The following is a 17683-nucleotide window of genomic DNA, read 5'->3' as shown; positions in this document are numbered from 1 at the left end:
GATTGAATGCGAGCCCCTAACAGGAGGGGGCTGGTTTGTTACTCGTGCGATAAGCGTTGCTTTCCCCTCACGAGAGTGGCTGATTCTCCCGCAGAAGTTCATGGTAGAGCCCAGTGACGATGGGGTCTAGGCGATGCGGAACCTCTAGAAACGAGGAAAAACAAGGTTTTGGCGAAATCCTGGGGGAAAACGTGACGCTTCCGGGGATCTGAATTAAGATGAAAAAACTCGGCAAGGTATTTCCTAATCGAGTGTTATGCTTGAAGAGGACGCATTGTCGGCGTTCTCCTCGACCTAAAAATCTAAAATCCATCCTCGCTGCTATTTCCGGTAGTGAAGGATCTTATCTGGCAGTAGTTTCCACAAAGAAAGTCGGACCAACTCAGGCCGGCCCAAGGAAGCAAGACGATTATGCACATTCAGAAATGCGTTACGCGGCTGATCCTATTTGCCATGCTCGTGATGGCTGCGAGTCCTGCGATGGCTCAACTTGGTCCGCGAAACTTCTCTCCTTTGGAGCTAGAGCGACTGGGACTCGAGAAGATGTGGACCGGCCAATTGCCGATCGATCCGCATCGTTCGGAGATCGAAACTTTCCGCCAGGTGGTCAGCCTGAAGAACCCACTGGTCGTTTTCGAGGTGACTCACAACGGGCGGACTGCAACGTTTGCCTCGAATGAATTGAGCATCCTCGGTCAACCTCTGGGTGAAGAAGGTGCCAAAGCCAAGGCCGATCAGTATGTCGCGCGCCTCGATCAAAGCAAAGAAAAGCCAGTCGTCGATCGCCTGGAGATTCCGGAAGTAACGTTCCTGGCTCAAAGCGACGCCGGCATGCTGATGGCTATCAACGGACGCACCGGTCGTACGGAATGGTCGAAGGTCTATGGGCATCGTGGGTATCCTCAGCCGATGGCGGATGCCAACGACGAGTTTGTCTTTACCATCAATGACTTCGCCCTTAGTTGCCTGCTTCGCAGCAACGGCGAGTTGGTCTGGACCCGAAAGCTGGAAGGAGTTCCGATTGCTGGGCCGGTCGTCGGTAACGAATTTGCATACGTACCGCTGCTTGATGGTACGGTCGTAGCCTATGACTTCAAAGGTGGTCCACGTTTGACACCTCGCTACAAGTCTTTGGGTAGAATTCATAAGCCAATGATCGCTTCCAGGAATTCGGTTGCCTGGGCTACCGATCGCGACTATTTCTACGTGGGTTACGCTGATCGCCCAGTGGTTCGCTATCGCATCGAATCGAGCGGCCAGATCCTCGCACCTCCGAGCGCGGAAGGTCCGCTGCGTTTGTTCTTCACCACCGAGACCGGCTACGTTTACTGCATCTATGCTCCCGATGGTAGCGTGCAGTGGCGGTTCTCGTGTGGGCAGCCAATCGATACATCGGCAATTGCCATCGGCGATTCCGTGTTCGTGGCTCTGCAACGAGGTGGTCTCTACAAGCTGGGAATCGAAGACGGTGGCGTGAAGTGGTTCGTTCCACGTGTCGAAAAATTCCTGGCGGCAAACGACCAATACGTTTATGCCCTGGATCATGCCAACAACATGATCATGTTGGATATCAACTCAGGTGCTCAGATCGGAACGCTCGACTTATCCGGCTACGATTTCTTCTACACCAATGGTGAGACCGATCGGATTATTATCGGATCGAAGACAGGTCGTCTCGTTGTCCTGCGATCGGCTGCCCATCCTTATCCGATGGTGCACGTCAACGTGAAAGCACCGGTCAGTGGACAAGAGGCCGCCCCAGGCGACACGAAGGAAGAAGGGGACACCGGGACCGACAAACCGGTTGTCGATCCATTCGCAGCCCCAGGTGGTGGCGCTCCGGCTGCCGATCCATTCGCCGCTCCGGGTGGCGGTACACCTGCCGCCGATCCATTTGGTGGTAGCGGTGGTGGAAACGCCAATCCATTTGGTCCACCTAGTGGCGGCGGAAACAATGATCCGTTTGGAAGCGGCAGTTCCGATCCGTTCGGCGGTGGTAACTCGGGAAGTGGTTCCAACGACCCGTTTGGCGGTGGTGGTGCCAGCTCCGATCCGTTCGGCAGTTCAGGCAGCGGAGCCGGCATGAACGATCCGTTTGGTAACTAAGCAATTCGTTCACGTGAATCAGTAGCATAGAAAGACTCGCGCACCGTTTCGGTGGCGAGTCTTTTTTATTGCCAAGTAGGGAAGCGTATCGCCCCTTAGGCACTGAAAGCTGGCGGGCATTTTTCAAAATGGGGGCAGAAATAGGCACGATCTAGTGCATTTCTCGCTTCTTCCCCGCTAAACTAGCATTTGTCCAGCCGCACGTTCGTTCCTCGGAAGGGTTGCACTGATCGCACACTTTCCTCCAACCTGGCGAACGCACCCCACATTCGCAAACTTCTCATCAGCCGCGCGCGGCTGTCGACACGCACCCGATTACCTCATGAATGCAGGAGACCACACTCTCATGATTAAGCATCTGGCATGGCTCTTGGTCGGCTTTATGGTGACCGCCGCCGCGAATATCGCATCGGCGGACGAAGCCGGTTTCAAGCCTATTTTTGATGGCAAGACGCTCAACGGTTGGAGCGGCATCGATACATTCTGGAGCGTCGAAGAAGGCGCAATCACCGGGACGACGACTCCGGAAAACCCTACCAAGGGAAACACGTTCATTATTTGGGATCAGGGTAAAGTCGATGACTTCGAACTGAAACTGAAGTACCGTATCGTCGGTGGTAACTCCGGTATTCAGTATCGTTCGACCGACCTGGGTAACCACGTCGTCAAAGGGTATCAGGCTGACATCGATAGCGGCACGACCTACAGCGGCATCAACTACGAAGAACGGGGGCGCGGTATTCTTGCCCAGCGCGGTGAAAAGACCGTCGTTCATGACGGCAACAAAGATCCTAAGAAGGAACGATTCGCTGAATCGGCTGACCTGCAAGACAAGATCAAGCAGGAAGACTGGAACGACTACCACATCATCGCCAAAGGAAATCACCTGATCCACAAGATCAACGGCGAAGTCTTCAGCGAAGTGATCGACGAAGGCGAAAAGGATTCGCGCACCAGCGGTATTCTGGCCCTGCAACTGCACGCCGGTCCTCCAATGAAGGTCCAGTTCAAAGACATCATGCTCAAGCGTCTTCCGTTGCAGGAAGGCAAGAAGAAGGTCGTCTTCGTTCCTGGAACTCCCAGTCATGCCTGGGGCGATCACGAACACGTCGCTGGTTGCCGACTGCTGATGCTGGCACTGACCGAGAACATGCCACAGTTTGAGGCTTCGATCTACAAAGGTGGCTGGCCCGACGACCCGACCGCATTCGACAACGCCGACGCGGTGGTTGTCTATTGCGATGGCGGCGAACGCCACCTGTTGAATCCTCACCTGGCAGAGTTCCAGAAGCTTATGGATCAAGGTGTTGGCCTGGCCTGCATCCACTACGGCGTGGAAACTCCGAAGGGGGAGCCAGGCGACAAGTTTGTCGACTGGATCGGCGGCTACTTTGAAACCTGGTGGAGCGTTAACCCGCACTGGACCGCTTCGTTCGCGAAGCTGCCCGATCACCCCATTGCCAACGGTGTCGAGCCATTCGAGATCAACGACGAGTGGTACTACAACATGCGATTTCGAAACGACATGAAAGGGGTCACCCCAATTCTGACCGCCATTCCACCTGAAAGCACGCTCAGCCGACCCGATGGTCCGCACAGCGGCAATCAGCATGTTCGCGCGATGAAAGGTCAGCCGCAGCATGTTGCCTGGGCTTCCGAACGTGAAAATGGTGGCCGTGGTTTTGGTTTCACGGGTGGTCACTTCCACTGGAATTGGGCCGATCCTAACTTCCGCAAAGTGGCGCTTAACGCCATCGTGTGGATCAGTCACGAAGAGGTTCCTAAGAACGGTGTCGAGTCGCACTCGTTGTCGCGTGACGACATGGAAGGGCTCATTCCCGGTCCGAAACCACAACCGAAGAAGCAGGAAGCCAAGAAGCCAACGGCGAAAAAGGTTTCTAAGAACAACGTGAAACCCCTGTTTCAAAGCCCCGTCGTCACCACCGCGACCCCGGGGCATCAGGTCGACATTAAGGTCGACCTGAAAGGGGCCAAGAAGCTGTTTCTCGTCGTTAGCGACGGCGGGAACGGCTATAGTTGCGACTGGGCCGATTGGATCGAACCGAAGCTGGTTGGTCCCAGTGGCGAAAAGAAGCTGACCGATCTTAACTGGAAACGCGCGACTTCCGACTGGCGCGAAGTCAATAAGAACCGCAACGTCGACGGCACACCGTTGATGGTGAACGGCAAGCTCCAAGAGAACGGCATCGGCACGCACGCCAATTCGGTGATCGAATACGATCTGCCCGAAGGCTACACATCTTTCGTCGCCAAGGGGGCGCTCGACAACGGCGGGACCAATCAGAATGGCGGGTCGCATACGTCGGTTCAGTTTGCCGTCTACACCGAAAACCCGGGCAACATTTCCGAACAAGCTGCCAGCGCAGGACGCGATCCTGAAAGTGCTGTTGCGAATCTCGATGTCTATCCAGGATTGGAAGCGACACTAGCAGCCTCTGAGCCAGACCTGAAGAGCTTGACGAACATCGATATCGATCACCGCGGACGCATCTGGGTCTGCGACGTGATGAACTACCGCGGCAACAACGGTAGCCGCCCTGAAGGAGATCGGATTCTCATTCTGGAAGATGAAGATGGGGACGGAGTGGCCGAGAAGTCCAAGGTGTATTACCAAGGCCGCGACATCGATTCGGCGATGGGGATTTGCGTGTTGGGGAACAAGGTCATTGTTTCCGTGGCACCTAATGTCTTCGTCTTTACCGATGAAAATGGCGACGATAAGCCCGAGAAGAAAGAACTTCTCTTTACCAACACCGGCCAGCCTCAGCACGACCACTCCGCCCACAGCTTTCTCTTTGGACCTGACGGCAAGCTTTACTGGAACGTCGGTAACACCGGCAAACATGTCTACGACGCCAATGGCAAGATCGTCGTCGATCTGGCCGGCAACGAAGTGGTTGATAATGGCAAGCCTTATTTCGGCGGGATGCCGTTTCGCTGCAATATGGACGGAAGTGAATTCGAAGTCCTCGGGCACAACTTCCGCAACAACTATGAAGTCACCGTCGACTCGCTGGGCAACCTGTGGCAAAGCGACAACGACGACGACGGCAACCGCGGCGTACGTATCAACTATGTGATGGAGTACGGTAACTTTGGTTATCGCGACGAAATGACCGGTGCCGGCTGGCGCGATCCTCGTACCAACATGGAAACCGAGGTTCCGCTGCAGCACTGGCACTTGAACGACCCAGGCGTCGTGCCGAACCTTCTGCAAACGGGTGCCGGTTCACCTACCGGGATTTGTGTTTACGAAGGCAATCTACTGCCCAAGGTCTTTCACAACCAGGTAATCCACTGCGATGCCGGTCCAAGTGTCGTTCGTGCTTACCCGGTGAAGAAGGACGGAGCAGGCTTCTCGGCCGAATCGGTTGATATCTTGCAAGGTGCCCGCGACAACTGGTTCCGCCCCGCCGACGTCTGTGTGGCCCCGGATGGATCGATCTTCGTCAGCGACTGGTACGATCCAGGCGTCGGTGGTCATGGGCAGCGCGACCTCGATCGTGGTCGCTTGTTCCGCGTTGCTCCGGAAGGTTCCAAGTACATCGTGCCGAAGTTCGACTTCACCACGGTGGAAGGTTGTATCAAGGCCCTCAACAATCCATGTCTTTCGGTCCGTTACATGGCTTGGACCAACTTGCACCAGCGAGGTGCTCAGGCCGAAGCCGCTTTGAAAGCCGCTTTTGACTCGGCGAAAGATACGCGGGAAAAAGCTCGCCTGCTATGGCTGCTGGGCAAGATCGAAGGGAAGGGGAGCCAGTACGTCGACGTAGCGTTGGCTTCCGACCACCCCGACCTGCGGATTGTGGGTTTACGCCTGGCACACCAGTTGAAGATTCCAGCGACCGATGTCGTCGCGAAGGTCCTGAATGACAAGAATCCTCAGGTGCTTCGCAGTGCCGCCATCGAACTCCGCTTCGACGGCAGCGACAAGGCTTCGCAGCAATGGGCCGAACTGGCCAAACAGTACGATGGCAAAGACCGTTGGTATCTCGAAGCTCTCGGCATTGGTGCTGATCTGCACTGGGATAGCCGCTTGGCCGCGTACCTGACGGCCATCGGCGGCAACATTGATACCGACGCCGAGAAAGATGTCGTCTGGCGAAGCCGTGCGACGCAAACACCGAAGATGCTGGCTTCGATCATCGAAGATGAAAAGAACTCGGCTGAAAAGCTGCCTCGTTACTTCCGAGCTCTCGACTTCCAGCCGAACAAGGAAGGCGTCGATAGCGCCGTCGCTGCGTTGGCTTTCGCTGGCACGCGACACGATGCTGCCGAAACAATGATCATCTCGGAGTCGGTCAAGCGTTTGAAGAACTACGACGCCAGCAACCCCGAGTCGGCTGCCGCCATGGAGAAGGCACTGGCCAAGCTGGCTGGTACGTCGATGTTTGTCGAATTGGTCGATCGCTTTCAGCTCAAGCAGCACTACGGCCAGCTCCGTGAGATGGCTATCGCTCAGCCTGAATCGGCTGTTGGTGTCGCTGCCGCCGATGTACTTCTGCGACGCGGCCAGAACGACTTGCTCGCCGATATTTTGACTTCTGGTACGCCAGAACAAAAGCTTGCACTCACGACGGCGATTTCCAATAGCAGCAGTGGTCAAGCGAATGCCTGGCTTCGCAAGACTCTGGACGACTCAAAGGCCGATCTGCAAGTTCGCCGCGCTGCGGTGAAGGGGTTGGCCAATAACGAGAAGTCCGCCAAGCAACTGCTGGAACTGGCCAAGAGCGGCAAGCTCGATCCCGAACTGATGCAGGCCGCGGCCGCTCCGCTGAAGATCGCCGTGTGGAATGATGTTCGCAGTCAAGCCGCCGAGATCTTCCCGCAGCCGCCATCCAAGGACAACAAGCCTTTGCCTCCGATGGATCAGCTGGTCAAGATGAAAGGGTCGGTCGATAACGGCAAGAAGGTCTTTACCACCGAAGGAACTTGCAATAAGTGCCATGTCGTTAACAAAGAAGGAAAGGAAGTCGGACCTGACCTGAGCGAAATCGGCTCGAAGCTGAGCCGCGAAGCGATGTTCGAGGCCATTCTTTATCCAAGTGCCGGTATCAGCCACAACTACGAAAACTGGGCGGTGCTGACCGATAGCGGGACGGCGATCGCCGGTTTGAAGACCAGTGAGACGGCCGATTCGATCACGATCACCAATGCCGAAGGGCTTGCCCGTACCATCCCCAAGGATGAAGTGGAAGAGATCCGCAAGCTTCCTATCTCTGTCATGCCGAACGATTTGCAGAAGCTGATGACGGTTCAGGAACTGGTGGATGTGGTCGATTACATCTCGACCCTGAAGAAGAAATAACGTCCCACGCACACAAGTGCGGGTCGATTGATTCCTTAAAGGCCGCGTGAACATCGCCGTTCACGCGGCCTTTTTGTTGGGTTTCTATCGATTCTGCGGAATTTTCTACATTCAGCACCTTCGCCCCAGGGTGACTTACGACCTAGAATAGAGGGTTTGCGTAGAATATGCGGCTCTCGCTGCATCCTCTCTCGACCTGCGATCATCCTTCAACCCAAGCCAGCCATGATTCGTTTCTGCTTTGCCGTTGTTTTGTTGGTCTCTTGCTGTGCCCCTGCATTGGCTCAAGACGCGTTTTTCCCGACAGCCGACTTGCTGCCCAAGAAGGAAATCGGCGCGACCCGCTATCTGAAACAGCACCGCAAGTTTGATGGCCGCGATGTGATTGTCGCCGTCTTCGATACCGGCTGCGATCCGGCCGCGCCAGGCCTGCAGGTCACTTCCGATGGCAAGCCTAAGATCATTGACATGATCGATGCCACCGGCAGTGGAGACGTCCGTACGACGACCATCCGCAAAGTGGAAGAAGGGCAGATCGAAGGACTCACGGGGCGCAAGCTGACCATTCCCGAGAAATGGGAAAACCCCAGTGGTGATTTTCGCGTCGGCATGAAGCCGGCCTATGAGCTCTTTCCAAAAAGTCTTATTCCGCGTTTGAGGTCTGAAAACCGTAAGCCGTGGGACGAAGCCGTTCGCGCAAAGATCGAACAGCTAACTCGCGAGCTGGAAGTATTCAACAAGGCCAATCCCAAGCCCAAGGGAGAGAAGCTGAAGCAGAAGAAGGAACTCGAAGCTCGGATCAAAGAATTGACCAAGCTGGGCGAGAACTGGAACGACCCAGGTCCCATCTACGACTGCGTGGTCTTCAACGATGGCAAGCAGTGGCAGGCCGCGATCGACACCGACGAAGACGGCGACCTGAGCGACGAGAAGCTGATGACCAACTACAAGGTCAAGCGTCAGTACTCAACCTTTGGCGAAGTCGACTTGGTAACGTTTGCCGTAAATATCTACCAGGACGGCGACGTGCTAAGCATCGTTTGCGATGCTGGCACGCACGGTACGCACGTCGGCGGGATCATCGCCGCCAACTATCCCGAATCGCCGGAACTCAACGGCGTGGCCCCAGGGGCACAGATTGTTTCCGTGAAGATCGGCGACACGCGTCTCGGGTCGAACTCGACTGGTATTGGTGAAGACCGAGGCCTGATTGCTGTGCTGGAAAACAAGTGCGACCTGATCAACATGAGCTACGGTGGTCCTTCGCCAGAATGGAGCACTGGGCGAACGGCTCGTTTGTTCTCCGAAATCGTGAATCGCTACGGCGTGATCTTCGTGGCCAGCGCCGGCAATAGCGGCCCTGCGTTAAGCACCGTCGGCGGCCCAGGCGGAACGACCTCAGCCATTCTCGGTGTCGGGGCGTATGTCTCGCCGGAACTGATGTCCACGGCATTTTCGGTACGTGAAGAGTTGGCGGAGAAACCTTTCACGTGGAGCTCACGCGGGCCAACGATGGATGGAGATCTGGGTGTCGATATCACAGCCCCCGGTGCGGCGGTTTCGCCTGTTTCTCGCTGGTCCCTCTCACCAGGCAGCCTGATGAACGGGACGTCGATGTCCTCTCCCAACGCGTGTGGCGGTGTCGCGCTGATCCTCAGTGGATTGAAGCAAGAGAAGATCGCCTACACTCCGGAATCGGTCAAACTGGCCATCAAAAACACCGCTCGCAAGCTAGAAACTGGTTCCGTCTGGGCCAACGGACACGGTCTGATCCAGGTCGATGCAGCCTTCGACTGGCTGGAAAATCACGGCAATGATGTCGAACCAGAAGTTCGCTATGAAGTTACTTTGCCAGGCATGCGTACCAGACGGGGTGTCTACCTCCGCGAAGCAGAGGAAGTCAAACGCGTCCAGGAGGTAACCGTCGAGGTCGATCCGCAGTTCAACGAAGACGCGAAGTTCGGCCCCCGCGCGGACTATCGCGCCGAGTTCTTCCTCAAGTGCGACGCCGATTGGGTGAAGATCCCTGAGCACTTTTACGTGAACCATGGTGGTCGCACTTTCAAGATGGAAGTCGATCCCCGAAACCTGAAACCGGGTGCGCACTTTGCATCGGTCGAAGGTTACTTTGCCGATCGGCCTGAAATGGGACCGCGTTTCCGCGTGCCAATTACCGTGTTGGTTCCTTCGCCAAAGAAGACGCCGACCCAGTTTCAAACGACATTGCACCTTCAGCCAGGTCAAATCGACCGCACGTTTATCGAAGTCCCTATGGGAGCAACTTGGGTGAACGTTCGTATGAAGCCCACCAAGGCAGACGATACCAAGCTGTACGTGTTTCATGCATTGCAGCGTCTGGAAGACCGGGCTTTCCCGACGATCGAAAAGCAAAGCTTCCTGCGGGTCGAGCCGGATGAGGTCACCGAAATAAGTTTCGCCGTGGCTGAAGGGAAAACCTTGGAAATGACCCTGGCCCAGTACTGGTCGACGCTAGGTCAAACCGAAGTTCAGCTGGATGCGACCTTCTATGGCATCATCCCTAGCCCAGCCGAATTGACCTGGGATGGTACGAACCCGATTCATCGGATCGATGTTCAGTCGAGCCTGTCGCCGGTGCAGATCAAGCCCAGCGCCAAGTTCGAGAAGCTGCGCAAGACGCTGCTTCCAGTAAAGAGTGAAGTCGTAGCCCTCGATCCCGAGCGAGATGAGTTTCCTCGCAAGCGTTTGAACTACGGCATCACACTGACCTACGAATTCACGCTAAGCGAAAAGTCGACCGTTACGCCAGAGCCGATCATTTGGGCCAACGGCTATGATCGCTATTCCGGCGGTGTGTATGTGATTTACGATGCCAACAAACGGGTCATAAAGACCGGATCGGGCGGACGCGATGCGACACTCGATAAGGGGAAGTACACCCTGACGTTCTTCTTCCGCCAAGAGGATCGCAAAAAAGTCCTGGAACTGGAAAGCATGCCGATCTGGCTCGATTACAAGATCAGCGGGCCAGGGATTCGCACGTTCGATACGCATGCCGATGCCGTGGAACAGTCCGGTAGTTTCAGTTCGACATGGTTACGTCCCGGACAACTGCTTCCGGTGTTCCTGACGACCAATCCGAAAGACTTGCCCAAGCAGGCCTCGCCAGGAGATTTGCTGCTTGGGGAAATTCAGTTTGGCGATCCCGACGCCAAGTTGGGTGGCGATGCCCGACGACCTGGCGGTTTTCCACTTCAGTACGTGGTTGCCGCGCAGCCGACACCCAAGCTGGAAACACCTGACCAGCCAAAGGAGGATGAGCCAACCCTGGAAGACAAGCTCTTCAATACCAAGCTGGCATACCTGAAAACGCTGAAAGATAAGAAGCAGAAGAAGGAATTCGATAAGCTGTTCAGCCAACTGAACAAGGAAAAGAAAAAACATGTCCCCCTGCTGCAGGCCAAGTTGATCTTGCTGGACGAGAACGATCGCAAGGATCATCTGCCGGAAGTGGTGGAGTCAGCCGACGAACTGCTCAAGGCGATCCCGGTTAGCAAGGTCCGAAGCTACTTCGCCCAGCGCCGCGATCCCGAGACCGACAAAGAAAAGCAGCAGATGAAGGAGATGACCGAGCTAAAGGAAACGATCATCGATGCGCTTTACCGCAAGGCCCGGGCCATTGCCTATATGGATTTGCCGATGGATGATCCAGAACATCCCGAGAACAAAGACATCCGCAAAGAACCGAAAGACGACAAAGAGCGAGCCGAGTTGTTCGAGAAAGCGTATGGTGATCTTGAGAGCTGGGTCGATACCACCGATAAGAAGTACGCTCTTCTTCACTTGCGGCGATTACGTCGCCTCGATCGTCAGGCCGAAGCACTGCAACTGCTCAACAAGCTGATCGCCGACGATCCGACGAACCTGTTGCTGTACAAGAAACGCAGCGACATCTACGCTGAATTAGGCTGGGACTTCGCCGAGAAGTACGAGGAAAAGTGGCGAAAACTCCGCAAACGAGAGGCGTACCTCCCAAACTGAGAGTCGAGATCAACGAGGGGGTTAAGGGGAATTATTCGCTATTAAAACGAATTCTCCCCGCTGTGGGGTGATCGAATCTTGCCGTTTTGCCCGAATTGAGAAATAATGCACTTGGGTTGAGATAAGACTCCCTGCCTGCCTACATAGCCTCCTTCTGGTGATCTATGAAATCGGTTTTCTGCGCCTACATGGCTTTAATCTCCTTGGCATTGCTGACAACCACAGCGGTGGCCGACGAGAACGATATTGATTTTGGTCGCGATATTCGACCAATCCTCTCTGGCAAGTGTTTTCATTGCCACGGCCCCGATCCTGAATCGCGCGAGGCCGGGCTGCGCCTCGATCTGGAAGCGGATGCCAAGGTCGAACTTGATAGTGGCCTGATAGCGATCGTCCCTGGCAAGGCAGACGAAAGCGAATTGCTGGCTCGGATCATCACCGACGACGAGTCGATTCGCATGCCTCCTCCCGAGATCGGCAAGCAATTGTCAGATCGGGAAGTGAAGCTCATTCGCAAGTGGATCGAGCAGGGGGCCCCCTATGCGCCACACTGGTCTTTTACCGCTCCCAAGAAGCACACGCCACCTAAAGTCGAAAAAGCAGACTGGGTAAAGAACGACATCGACGCGTTCATTCTCAAACGACTCGAAGAAGAAGGGCTCACGCCCAACGACGAAGCGGATAAGTACGCCCTGGCACGCCGCGTTTCCTTTGCCCTGACAGGTCTCCCCTTGTCGATCGAAGAAACCGAAGCGTTCGTCAACGACAACTCCCCCGAAGCTTACGAAAAGCTGGTCGATCGGTTGCTGGCCGATCCTGCCTACGGTGAACGCTGGGCCCGCGTCTGGTTGGACATTGCCCGATACGCAGATTCAATGGGTTATGAAAAAGATAGCCCTCGCACGATCTGGCCCTATCGCGACTGGGTGATCAAAGCCATCAACGAGAACAAGCCGTTCGATCAATTCAGTATCGAGCAACTTGCCGGTGACCTGCTAACTGATCCAACCCAAGAGCAGATTATTGCCACAGCGTTTCATCGCAACACGATGACCAACACCGAAGGGGGGACCAACGACGAAGAGTTCCGCAACGCGGCTGTGGTCGATCGCGTGAACACGACGATGCAGGCCTGGATGGGGCTGACGATGGAGTGTGCCCAGTGCCACACGCACAAGTACGACCCCATCACCCAGAAGGAATACTTCGAGTTCTTCGCGATCTTCAATCAAACCGAAGACGCCGACCGCGGCGACGAGGCTCCGTTGCATTCGTGGTTTACTGAAGAGCAGAAAGCAGAGAAAGCCAGTATCGAGTCGCAACTGGAAGAAGCAAAAGCGAAGCTGAAGACGATTCTGGAAAACTCGACCGACATCGCTTTGTCTGACAATGTGCCGAACGTGGGACGCTATGTACGCGTCGAGAATGTCTCGGACAGTGGCTTTCTGCACATCGCCGAGGTGCAGGTCTTTTCTGGCGAAAACAACGTTGCCATCAAGGGCAAGGCATCCCAAAGCAGCGTCGACTACAACGGTCCGCCGAATCTGGCCATCGATGGCAATACCAACGGCGACTTTGCCGGAGCGATGAGCACGACCCACACCAAGCAAGAGAAGAATCCTTGGTGGGAAGTTGATCTGGGGGCCAATACCACGATCGATAAGGTCGTGATTTGGAACCGCACCGACGGTGACCTGTTCAATCGAATGACGTCTTGCCGCGTGATCATTCTCGACGAGAATCGTCAGCCGGTGTGGGCTGGGCGAGTCGATTCCCCCTTCAATCCGAGTGCCGAGTTCATTCCGCCGAAATCGGTCGACGGCATGGACGAGCGGGCCCGGACCGAACTGGCTGCTTACCTGAAAGGGAATTCTCCGGAATTAGAGAAACAAAAGAAGCGGATCGCTAGTCTGGAGAAGAAACGGGACGGCATCAAGCCGATTACCACGCCCGTGATGAAGCAGCTACCCAACGACAAGTATCGCAAGTCGCACATTCAGATTCGCGGCAACTATCAATCGCACGGCGATGAAGTGACTGCCAGCGTGCTCGACAGTTTCCATGCTTTCCCAGAAACAGCCCAGACCGATCGTCTCTCGATGGCCCAGTGGCTGGTTAGCAAAGAGAACCCGCTGGCTGCCCGCGTGGTCGTTAACCGTCATTGGGAGCAGTTGTTTGGGATTGGCATTGTCGAAACAAGCGAAGACTTCGGTTCGCAGGGAGAGTTGCCAACCCATCCGATGCTGCTGGATACGCTAGCCGTCGAACTGATGGAACACGACTGGGATACAAAGTGGTTGGTCAAGCAAATCGTAATGAGCCAGGCCTTCCGTCAGTCGGCCAAGGCAACACCAGAGAAGCTAGAACGTGATGCCCGGAACCAGTTGGTATCGCGTGGACCGCGCGTGCGATTGTCGGCTGAAATGGTTCGCGACCAGGCGCTCGCGGCGAGTGGCCTGCTCAGCGAAAAGATGTACGGTCCAGCCGTTCGTCCGCCACGACCCAACCTCGGACTGAAAGCGGCGTTCGGCGGAGATACCGACTGGACGACAAGTTCCGGCGAGGATCGCTACCGCCGCGGCCTCTACACCATGTGGCGACGAACGACCCCTTATCCTTCGATGGCGACGTTCGACGCCCCAAGCCGTGAAGTTTGTACCATTCGCCGCATCACGACCAACACGCCGCTCCAGGCGTTGGTGACGCTGAACGATCCCGTGTACATCGAAGCCGCTCAGGCCCTCGGACGCAAAGTTTGGGAGCAGAAAGATCTTTCCTTGGAAGAGAAGGTCGTCGACGCTTTCCGCCGTGTCTTGAAACGGCCTCCGAGCGACCAGGAGAAGACGCGATTGGTTCAGTTGTACGAGCTGGCCAAGTCTCAGTACGCGGCGATGCCTGAGGAAGCGACCAAGCTGGCAACCGATCCGCTGGGCCCACTGCCTGAAGGTGCTACTGCCGATGAGCTTGCTGCCTGGACCATCATGGGCAACGTGCTTTTGAACCTGGACGAAACGCTGAACCGATAACGCCCCGAAGGCCGTCCTTCGAGATAATAAATCGAACGAGAGAAAACGATGAATCCATTCCATCGACCTTTGCAGAACATTACGCGTCGATACTTCCTCTCGCAGTGTCAGGCTGGCCTGGGTGGTCTCGCGCTCAGTTCGCTCTTGGGTGGCGTGGCCAGTGGTGCCAAGCGGTCGGGAAGCAATCCGATGGCTCCGGTGCAGCCTCACTTTCCGGCCAAGGCAAAGTCGGTGATCTATTTGCACATGACCGGCTCGCCACCGAATCTCGATTTGTTCGACTACAAGCCCGAACTGATCAAGCACAACGATCAAGACTGCCCCGCCGAGTTCTTCGAAGGCAAAGAATTCGCGTTCACCAAAGGCACGCCCAAGCTAATGGGGACGCCGCATAAGTTCCGCAAGGTCGGCCAGTCCGGCCTCTGGATGTCGGACGCGCTGACGCACCTGGAAGAAGTTGCCGACGATCTGTGCTTCATCCACTCCATGAACACCGATCAGTTCAACCATGCTCCGGCCGAGCTATTGCTGTTCACCGGCTCGCCACGGCTGGGGCGTCCTTCCATGGGATCATGGGTGACCTATGGTTTAGGCTCCGAGAACGCGAACCTGCCTGGCTTTGTAGTGCTTGTTTCCAGTGGCGTGAATCCGGCTGGCGGTAACAGCGACTGGGGCAGCGGTTTCCTGCCGTCGGTCTACCAAGGCGTACAGTGCCGTTCGAAAGGGGATCCGGTTCTCTATCTGAATAATCCTGCCGGCATGGGCAAGGATATGCGGCGGGTGACCCTCGACGCGATGAACGATCTGAACGCGATGGAGCTCGAGCGGATGGGGAGTCCCGAAACGGAGACGCGCATCAGCCAGTACGAGTTGGCCTTCCGCATGCAGATGGCCGCGCCCGAGGCAATGGACCTGAGCAAGGAAACGCAGACGACCCTAGATGCCTACGGAGCCAAGCCGGGCGAATCGAGCCTGGCCAACAACTGCCTGCTCGCGCGACGCCTGGTGGAACGTGGCGTTCGTTTCGTGCAACTGTTCGACTGGGGATGGGATTTCCACGGCACCAGTGCGGCGACTGGTTTGCAAGGTGGTTTACGAGACAAGTGTGCTACGATGGATCAGCCGGTCACCACGCTTATCAAAGACCTGAAACAACGCGGGCTACTCGAAGACACGCTGGTGATCTGGGGTGGTGAATTCGGTCGTACACCATTCCGTGAAGGACGCACGGCCGGTAGCAACGTTCTGGGACGCGATCATTACCCCGATGTCTTCACTCTGTGGATGGCAGGTGGTGGGGTTAAGCCTGGGTTCTCGTACGGTTCCAGTGATGATCTGGGCTTCAAGGTGGCCGAAGACAAAGTGCACATCCACGATCTTCAGGCAACCATCATGCACTGCTTGGGCATGAACCATGAACGCCTAACCTATCACTTCCAAGGTCGCGACTTCCGTTTGACGGACGTTCACGGCCACGTTGTTCACGATATCCTGGCGTAGTCGCGGCTACTCTTCGTCGGTCCCTTCGGCGACCAACCCCTTGATATTCCTGGCGTATATCCACGACGTTTTGTCCGTACGGATATGCGTCTCGCCAGTTATCAGGCCGTCGCGAGCGAGCGTTTTGAGTTCCGCCAGACGAAAAGGGCCTGACTCCTGAAACTTGGGCGGGAACTTCACATAGAACTCGGTCAGGTCGGGCTTGGCATCTTTGGGAGGTTCTGGAGCGCGCAGCGGTGTCTTCCGCTTTTCGCGGCCAGGATATTTGTTCTTCTTCTTCTTGCTCTCTAGTAGTGGTTTAAGAGTTGGGAAGATTTCGCCGAGCTTCTGAAAGATCTGTTCCGCCTTCATGGGGGTGACCTGAGGGATAGGTGGGCACTTCCGATAGCGTTCCAAATTGACATACGCCTGGCGATCCGCTTGGTTCTGCAAATTAGATCGACTTCATTTGATATTCATCTGCTCTTAACCTGCTAGCGAAGATAGCACCTCTAGGAGGAACAAGTAGAGTTGATATTGCTTCGTTTGGGGGAAAAGGGAATCATCTGGTTTCGCGCCTTCCACCGCTCCAAATTCGGCGTAAGAAGCACCATTGGCCTGAGCAACACCCCCAGTTCAGTATCCATATGATCACGGTCGTCCCGTTGGGGTGGCTTCGAGCAAGCGAGCGACACCTGTGAAATAGGGTGACGATCGCGAATATATGAAACAGGGAAGTTCACGAAGGCTATGACCCGTCTGAAGTATGATCCATGGATTTTGTCGCTTCATCTCATTGACGCCAACGGTCCACGGCGCGTCATGATGACGCCGGATCGCTTGTCCGAAATTCTCTCGGAAGGCCGCCAGATTGATTCGATCCACTCGGTACATGCCCGAGGTATCGGTGCCGATCCTGGCGAGCTTTCCCAACTGGTCGACCATGGTCGTATGATCGCATTGACCGGATTCCCTCAGCGCGTCCTCTTCACCAGTGGCGAGGGGATGATGCGGCAAGAGGTGGAAGAAGTCTTCCGCGCGTTCACAACCATCGAGTTTGCCCTGCCCAAGGATCTGCGTAACCAACTGCTGCCGTTTCAATCGACCGACGAAGAGCTTCTGTCGGACCTGCTGGAAGTGTGGCTGAGAACCATCGAATACTACGCACGCGTGAAAAGCGCCTGGCAGTTGTCGTCGGAACTGGTCGTACGGATTCCTCAAGGCAATCTGTCGATCGACTTGGTGGGCCGTTTGGATCAACTGAGTTGGCGGGGGGCCTTCCGCGTGCAGCGCAGCGGTGGGGCTAGTGCGTTCTCGCTGGAACAACAACAGGCCGACTACGGCATGAAGTTGTGTGAAGAACCGTATCGCGTAATGACATTCGGCGCGTGCGGTCAAATGACCGGCTGCAGCGGCCAGCATCGGCAACGGGTTTATTTCGGTAGCCTGGAAGAAGACACCCTTCGCGGACTATGGGAAGGGGCGTCGATGGAAGCATGGAGAAAAAACCGCACCGAAAGCGAGTGCCAAGGCTGTCCCGGTTTGGGCAGCACCTTGCGACGGCCTTCGTTGATTTCGATCTATGATTCGGTCGGGGAACAACGCTTCCACGAATACCCCCAGCAGCAGTTGCGGAAGATTGCCGACGAATCGGAAGGCCGATCGACTTCTCGTAGTGCATCGCGCACGATCTTCTGCTCGCCGCGCAAAGCTTCCTAGCGCA

The 17683-nt window shown here is 55.8% G+C and carries 7 protein-coding genes; 6 read left to right on the top strand and 1 reads right to left on the bottom strand.

All coding sequences use genetic code 11. From position 1 onward, the window contains the following. Positions 1-411 precede the first annotated feature (411 nt). The 5 genes from C5Y96_RS07310 (at position 412) to C5Y96_RS07290 (ending at position 15981) form a co-directional block, all read left to right on the top strand. Positions 412-2106 (top strand): PQQ-binding-like beta-propeller repeat protein, encoded by a 1695-nt coding sequence (locus C5Y96_RS07310; protein ID WP_105351468.1) that lies wholly within the window; start codon positions 412-414, stop codon positions 2104-2106. 346 nt (positions 2107-2452) lie between these two features. Further along, positions 2453-7435, top strand: coding sequence for a PVC-type heme-binding CxxCH protein (locus C5Y96_RS07305; protein WP_105351466.1), 4983 nt, complete (start codon positions 2453-2455; stop codon positions 7433-7435). Positions 7436-7660: 225 nt separating this feature from the next. Next, entirely contained in the window at positions 7661-11455 is a 3795-nt protein-coding gene (locus tag C5Y96_RS07300; protein ID WP_105351465.1) for a S8 family serine peptidase, read from the top strand. 164 nt (positions 11456-11619) lie between these two features. Further along, positions 11620-14481, top strand: a complete 2862-nt coding sequence (locus tag C5Y96_RS07295; RefSeq protein ID WP_105351462.1) for a DUF1553 domain-containing protein — start codon at positions 11620-11622, stop codon at positions 14479-14481. 48 nt (positions 14482-14529) lie between these two features. After that, positions 14530-15981, top strand: coding sequence for a DUF1501 domain-containing protein (locus C5Y96_RS07290; RefSeq protein ID WP_105351460.1), 1452 nt, complete (start codon positions 14530-14532; stop codon positions 15979-15981). Positions 15982-15987: 6 nt separating this feature from the next. Here C5Y96_RS07290 and C5Y96_RS07285 read toward each other — a convergent pair whose 3' ends face one another. After that, positions 15988-16332, bottom strand: coding sequence for a DUF4339 domain-containing protein (locus C5Y96_RS07285; RefSeq protein WP_105351458.1), 345 nt, complete (start codon positions 16330-16332; stop codon positions 15988-15990). A 378-nt stretch (positions 16333-16710) separates the two neighbouring features. Between C5Y96_RS07285 and C5Y96_RS07280 the strand changes: the two genes are divergently transcribed. Continuing rightward, a complete protein-coding gene (locus C5Y96_RS07280; protein WP_105351456.1) occupies positions 16711-17679 on the top strand; it encodes an SPASM domain-containing protein in 969 nt (322 codons plus the stop codon). Positions 17680-17683 lie beyond the last annotated feature (4 nt).

The sequence above is a fragment of the Blastopirellula marina genome (assembly GCF_002967715.1).
Taxonomy (GTDB): Bacteria; Planctomycetota; Planctomycetia; order Pirellulales; family Pirellulaceae; genus Bremerella; species Bremerella marina_B.
The sequence above is the reverse complement of the archived record's forward strand: the minus strand, read 5'-3'. Positions and strand labels throughout refer to the sequence as shown.